This window comes from Demequina sp. (genome assembly GCF_024642165.1).
GTDB lineage: Bacteria > Actinomycetota > Actinomycetes > Actinomycetales > Demequinaceae > Demequina.
The window spans coordinates 1-5,954 of record NZ_JAHEBP010000124.1 but is presented as its reverse complement, the minus strand read 5'-3'; the positions used below and the strand labels follow the sequence as shown (position 1 = coordinate 5,954).

Genomic DNA, 5,954 nt, shown 5'->3' with positions numbered 1-5,954 from the left:
GTGCCCGACCACGGGATCGGAACCCGGCAGCCATCTCGCCCGCGGGTCTCGCCGTTGGTGCGGAAGAACATCGGGTCCTGCAGCACCTCGTCGGGAAGGTCGTCTACATGCGGCAGGCCGAGCTCCTCACCCTGATAGATATACGCTCCGCCCGGCAGCGCGAGTGCCAGCATCGACGCGGCGCGCGCGCGCCGCGTTCCGAGCTCGATGTCCGCGATCTCCCCCTGGCCGTCGGCGAGGTGCGCGGAGCCCGTGGTGGCGCGGCCGTAGCGGGTGACGAGTCGCACCTCGTCGTGGCTCGCCAGGACCCACGTCGCGGGTGCGCCCACGGGCTCGAGCGCCAGCAGCGTCGCGTCGATGGCCTCGCGAAGGGGCGTCGCCTCCCAGGCGCTCTTCATGTACTGAAAGTTGAACGCCGTCTGCATCTCATCCGAGCGGAGGTACTTGGCGAGCTGCTCGCTCGAGTTGACCACGGCCTCCGCGACGAAGACGCGGTCGCCCTCGTACGAATCGCCGATGCTGCGCCACCGTCGGAAGATGCTGTGCACATCGTCGACATCCCAGTGCGGGTTGTTCTCCCACTGAAGGGTGAGGAAGCGCAGGTCCCCGCCGTAGTCGGCGTCGCGGAAGCTGGGGTCTTTGGCCAGGGCGGGGGCCGCGTCGATCCGGAGCCCATCGACGCCCTTGTCGAGCCAGAAGCGAAGGATGTCATCGAAGTCGGAGAGGACGTCCTCGTTGCGCCAGTTGAGGTCCGGCTGCTCCGGCGCGAAAGAGTGGAGGTACCACTGCCCGGGCGAGCCGTCGGCCTCCGTGATGCGCGTCCAGCCGGCGCCACCGAAGCAGCTGATCCAGTTGTTCGGCGGCTCCGAACCATCAGGGCCTGAGCCGTCGCGGAAGAAGTACCGATCGCGCTCGGGTGACCCGGGCGCCGCGGCAAGTGCCGCCGTGAACCAGGCGTGCTCGTTCGACGTGTGGTTGGCCACGATGTCGATGACGACCTTCAAGCCCAGGCGCTGCGCCTCGGCGATGAGATCGTCCGCGTCCGCGATGGTGCCGTACATCGGGTGGATGTCCCGGAAGTCCGCGACGTCGTAACCACCATCCGCCATGGGCGAGGGGTAGAACGGCGCAATCCACACGCCGTCGACGCCCAGGTCCGCGAGGTAGCCCAGGTGATTGCGTATCCCCAGCAGATCCCCTTCGCCGTCACCGTTGCCGTCGGCGAAACTGCGCGGATACACCTCGTAGACCACGCCGTAGCGCCACCACTCGGGCTGCGGTGCGCCTACGTCCGATCCCGCTGGGGAGGTCCCCGGCGATTCGTCGTGAGTCGAGGTGGAGTCGGGGGCTGCATCGGGGAGTGAGGTCATAGGCATCACGCTAGTGGCGCGAACGCGGTTGCGCTCTCCGAGCACGCCACCTTCGCTTTCCAGGTGCGGATGCGATGCTCAGCGCGCGATCAGATAGCCCTCGTCGTCCAGGGTCACCGGGATGGGATCGTCGATGAAGAACGAGTCGATTCCCTTCGGCTCGGTGTTGCGGAAGCCCACCAGCGCCCACGTGCCGTCGCGCTGCTGAATGAGCGGCGCGGCGAACAGATCCGGCTCCGCAGTAAAGGGGCGCGCCTTGTCGATGTCCCACGGTCCGAGCGGCCCCGGTGAGGGCACCGACCAGGTGCAGTAGTGGCCCGTACGGGCGATGCGCTCGTCCGTCATCTCCTGCGGATGGCAGGTAAAGACGAGCACCCAGCGTCCGTCGATCTGCTTGCTCTGCAGAACCTCGAGCTGCCCGAAGCCGGCGCCCGGCTCACATAAGGGCGCGCCGAGCGTGAGGTGGTCCAGATCCGGGCCGGTCGCGTGCGCGACCACGCCGTCGTCGTTGCGGCCGGCGAATGCGGACCTCGCGGTGACCAAGAGATGCCAGCCGTTGCCGTCGGGGTCCTTCATCGCCAGCGGGTCGCGCCAGGTCTCGCTACGGCCCTCGAGTCGCGCGTCGGTCTCGAACGGCGGCGGCACCAGCGCCAGGGTCTTGTACCAGCGTGGGTCCGGCTCGGCAACGGGGCCGTCACCCACGCGCTCCCAGTGATGCAGGTCCGTCGACACGGCGGAGCCGACGCGTTGGTCGAACACGTGCAGTCCACCGGTGTTCACCGCGGTATAGAACATCCGCCAGCGGTCCTGCTCCCGGACCACGGAGCCCGTCCAGATCGCGAGGTCGTCAAACCCGGCGTCGGAGGGGCCCAGGCAGGTGCCGAGATAGTCCCAGTTGACGAGGTCCGACGACACCGCGTGACCCACGGTCGCATTCAGGTGGCGGTGCTCCGGGCCTCCGATCGAACGCGGGGCCTGGAGCACGAAGAGGTGGTAGTTCTCGCCGTCGTCGGCGATCCACGAATCCCACAGATAATGCGTCTCGAGTTTGAGCATGGGCTCAGTGTGGCAGAGCAGCCGCTCTACCGCAGGTGCGCGGAGGCCCCATCGCTCCTGCGAGATGCGACGCGTGACTCGATGCTCGACCCGCCGGGACGGCCCCGAGGCCACGCCGCGGCCAGACGGTCGGGAAATCTCTGATCCAGTGCCGATGGGAGTATGATCTCCGCGTGCCGTGCAGCGATCGCTGACTGCATCTGTGTATCGCGAAGGAGATCATCATGGCGAACAACGAGGGCTTGACTCCGGCTTCGGAGGAGAAGGGCGGCATGGGCCGCACTCGCAAGGCTCGCTGGCTCGGGATCGTCTTGGTCCTGGCAGTGGGTGGCGCGGCCGCAGCATGGGCGGCGTCGCAGCCCGACTCGGGGATCGGCAAGGTCATCGCATACGGTCTCCTCGGGATCATCCTCCTCCTGGTGCTGTCGCGGTTCATGCCTGACAGCTGGTTCGGCGGGCGAGTGGGCCGGAACCGCGCGCGCGGCCGCTAAGTCGTCCGCGGGCTGCCTGCGCCAGCTGCCTTAGCCACGTGGTTGCGTCGACGCGTGCGCTGCACGGATGTCAGCAGCGGGCTCGCGCACCACGATCTCGATCGCGTCCGCACCTGTGACGTCGAGCGGACCCGACAGGTTCGTTGCGCTGGTCACCCGCTCGTGATCCAGGGTCCCGAACGAGCGCATCGTTCCCACCCCCGCGGCGACCGCCAGGTCCGTGGTCTTACCCACCACGGCATGGTCGCGGGCGTCGGCCGTGCGGCTCATGTCGCGCGTGGGTAGACGCAGTCTTGCACCGACGGCGCCGGTACTTCCGGTCCGCTCCTCGCCGATCCACACCACCGATCGGCTGAGCCTCGACCGAAGCGGCGCGCGCCGCTCTGCCGCCGTCGCGGCGATCGACGGAAACGTCAGCCCTAGATGTGCCCGGGCCAACTGCCTGAACAGCGCGGCGTAGCGCGCGTGCGCGGACGCGCCGTGCCCATGGGGGTTCCGGACCGCCGGCAGCAGATCGCGCCACTCGTGCACGCCGGGGTGGCTGGCCCGCCGCAGATCACCGTACAGCTCGTCGCGGATCGCCTCTGGTGGCGATTTGGTGCTGGTGGGAGGCGCGTAGGGGGCAAGATCCAGGTCCCTGTTCTCCACCACGAGGGCTCGGAGCAGCCAACTTCTCTCACTCTCGGCGCGAAAGACGTGGACGCGGGTCTCCAGCACGGTCGCGAGAGCGCGGTAAAGATGAGCGGTGGCGTCTTCGGCGTCGTCGGAGGCTTCCGAGACGCGATAAAGGCGAAGCGCATCGCTCCACGGCGTGCCCTGCGCGGGGTAGGCATTTCTTGTTTCGAACGCGACACGGGCGCCGTCTCTGGGGCGAGGGGGCGCCGGCGCCCAGGATGCGGAGCCGACCACGCGGATCGTGGTGCCCGCGGCGCTCGGCCACCATGCGACCATGGGGTGATCCTCGATCGTGGCTTCGACGTCGATGCTTCCCCTGCTCACGAGCGGTTCGAGCACGAGTCGAGTCAGGTCGCGCGCGGTCTCGACGGCCTCCTCGAAGCCGCTGCACGCGAGTCCGCGCACCACGGCGACGTGCCCGCTCGCGGGGATGATCACCTCGCCGCGCCCCTCACGGTCGATCACCGTCGCCGAGCCGTGGAACGAACCCTTCACGTGGATGAGTGCTCCGCCGCCCGATTCGAGTCCAAGGTCGACGCCGTCGAAGGTGGCCACCGCCGCGCCTCCCCACGTCTGCATCAGGGCTCGGGTTGTCACCTGGATTCTCGCAGAACGCTCCGGAGATTCTCCATTGCCCAGGCGTGGCCGCCGGTCCGCCTAGGACCTTCGTGAAGTCTCGGCGTCCAGCGGCTCCGGGGTAAGGGCGGTCGAAGGCTCGGCGGCGGGCTCCGCGTGCTCGGCGTTGGACACGATTCGATTGACCATGCCGCTGAAGATCAATCCGTGGAAGGGCAGCATCGACAGCCAGTACAGCCGCCCCGTCAGACCGCGCGGGAAGAAGACCGCGCGCTGACGGTATTCCGACCCCGTGTCGGTAGGCCGCACGCCGAGCTCGAGCCAGGCTGCGCCTGGTACGCGCATCTCAGCGCGGAGGCGCAAGAGCCTTCCGGGCTCGACGCGCTCGACACGCCAGACATCGATCGCGTCGCCTACGGTCACCTGCTTCAGGGTGCGGCGCCCGCGCTGAGATCCGATGCCGCCCGCGAGGCGGTCGATCCAGCCTCGCGTCGCCCACAGCACGGATGCGGAGTACCAGCCCGTGGCCCCGCCCACCTGGGAGATGACCTTCCAGACCGCGTCCGGGTCCGCCGTCGTCGCGCGCGTACGTTCGTCCTGGAAGACGGTGCGTCCCGCCCATTCGGGGTCGCTGGGCATGGGGTCGCTAGGAGCGCCGGAGACGCGCGCGTCCAGCCAACTCGTCTCCACCTGGTCCAGCTCGATACGCCCCAGCGCCCAGCGCACCGCCTCGCGGTACCCGGTGAGACCCTCAGGCGGGGGAGGAATGAGATCGTCGATCGCATCGTCCTTCACCACGCACGAATGAAGAAGGGACTCGACCAGGGGTCGCGCGATCTGGCGCGGCACCGGCGTGACCAGCCCGACCCAGTGCGACGCGAGGCCGGGCGTCAGCACAGGCAGTGCGGCGATGTGTCGTTGTGGCAGTCCCGCCTCGAGGGCGTACCCGTTCATCATCTTCGAGTAGCGGAACACATCGGGTCCACCGATGTCGTAGGCGCGGTTCACGCCGGGCTCGGCGCGGGCACACGCCAACAGGTAGTAGATGACGTCACGAACAGCGATCGGCTGGATGAAGTTGCGGACCCACTTCGGTGCCGGCATGTACGGCAGCACCTCGGTGAGGTGGCGAATCATCTCGAACGAGGCGGAACCGGCGCCGATCACGACGCCTGCCTGCAGCACGATGGTGGGCACGGCGGAGGCGAGCAGTATGTCGCCCACCTCCTTCCGCGATGCGAGGTGTGCCGAGAGCTCCACGTCGTCCGGGTGGAGTCCGCCCAGATAGACGATGCGGCCCACGTGATGAGCGGAAGCCTTGAGTGCCACGTTGATGGCGATGGCCCGATCGAGTCGCCCGTAGTCGCGCCCACTGGTCATGGAATGCACGAGGAAGTAGACGATGTCGACATCACGCATCGCCTGGTCCATCGCGTCCGAGTCGGCGGCATCGCCTTCCACCACCTCGACGGAACCGGCCCACGGAAGCGCCTCGATGCGCGCCCGCGACCGCGTGAGCGCGCGGACCCGATAGCCACCCTCGAGAAGCCGGGGCACGAGCCGTCCACCGATGTACCCCGTGGCGCCCAGCACCAGTACGCGAGGCGCCGTTCCATCGGCGGAAGGCACGGCCCGCAGGGACTCCTCGGACCCGAATGGGCTGCTGAGGGGGAGAAGCTCCGCGGAACCGTAGTCGCTGGAGGTGTCGTCAGTACGCTTCACTCGCTCGCTCCTGTCGCGTCAGCATCCGCGCCTCGTCGCGCAGTGGAGGAACGACGTGCCTGCG

Annotated in this window: 5 protein-coding genes; 1 reads left to right on the top strand and 4 read right to left on the bottom strand. The window is 68.4% G+C overall.

Annotated elements, in window-relative coordinates; translation table 11 throughout:
• Together Q0L54_RS09915 and Q0L54_RS09910 are read right to left on the bottom strand one after the other, a co-directional pair.
• Window positions 1–1,370, bottom strand: a 1,370-nt coding sequence (locus Q0L54_RS09915) for a glycoside hydrolase family 13 protein (protein WP_296667716.1), incomplete at its 3' end; no start/stop codon positions are given.
• A gap of 78 nt (window positions 1,371–1,448) precedes the next feature.
• Window positions 1,449–2,426 (bottom strand): glycosyl hydrolase, encoded by a 978-nt coding sequence (locus Q0L54_RS09910; RefSeq protein WP_296667714.1) that lies wholly within the window; start codon window positions 2,424–2,426, stop codon window positions 1,449–1,451.
• Between the two features lie 224 nt (window positions 2,427–2,650).
• On the opposite strand from Q0L54_RS09910, the gene Q0L54_RS09905 reads away from it, so the two are divergent.
• On the top strand, window positions 2,651–2,917 hold the full coding sequence (locus tag Q0L54_RS09905; protein ID WP_296667712.1) for a hypothetical protein: 267 nt from the start codon (window positions 2,651–2,653) through the stop codon (window positions 2,915–2,917).
• Window positions 2,918–2,947: 30 nt separating this feature from the next.
• Here Q0L54_RS09905 and Q0L54_RS09900 read toward each other — a convergent pair whose 3' ends face one another.
• The gene (locus Q0L54_RS09900; protein WP_296667710.1) at window positions 2,948–4,189 is read right to left on the bottom strand and encodes a hypothetical protein; all 1,242 of its coding nucleotides are present in this window, start codon (window positions 4,187–4,189) and stop codon (window positions 2,948–2,950) included.
• A gap of 60 nt (window positions 4,190–4,249) precedes the next feature.
• Complete coding sequence (locus Q0L54_RS09895) at window positions 4,250–5,890, bottom strand: SDR family oxidoreductase (protein ID WP_296667707.1); 1,641 nt, start codon at window positions 5,888–5,890, stop codon at window positions 4,250–4,252.
• Between the last annotated feature and the right edge of the window lie 64 nt (window positions 5,891–5,954).

Coding starts and splice junctions, on each gene's coding strand:
- Q0L54_RS09910 (WP_296667714.1), bottom strand. CDS start 2,426: ATGCTCAAACTCGAGACGCATTATCTGTGGGATTCGTGGATCGCCGAC.
- Q0L54_RS09905 (WP_296667712.1), top strand. CDS start 2,651: ATGGCGAACAACGAGGGCTTGACTCCGGCTTCGGAGGAGAAGGGCGGC.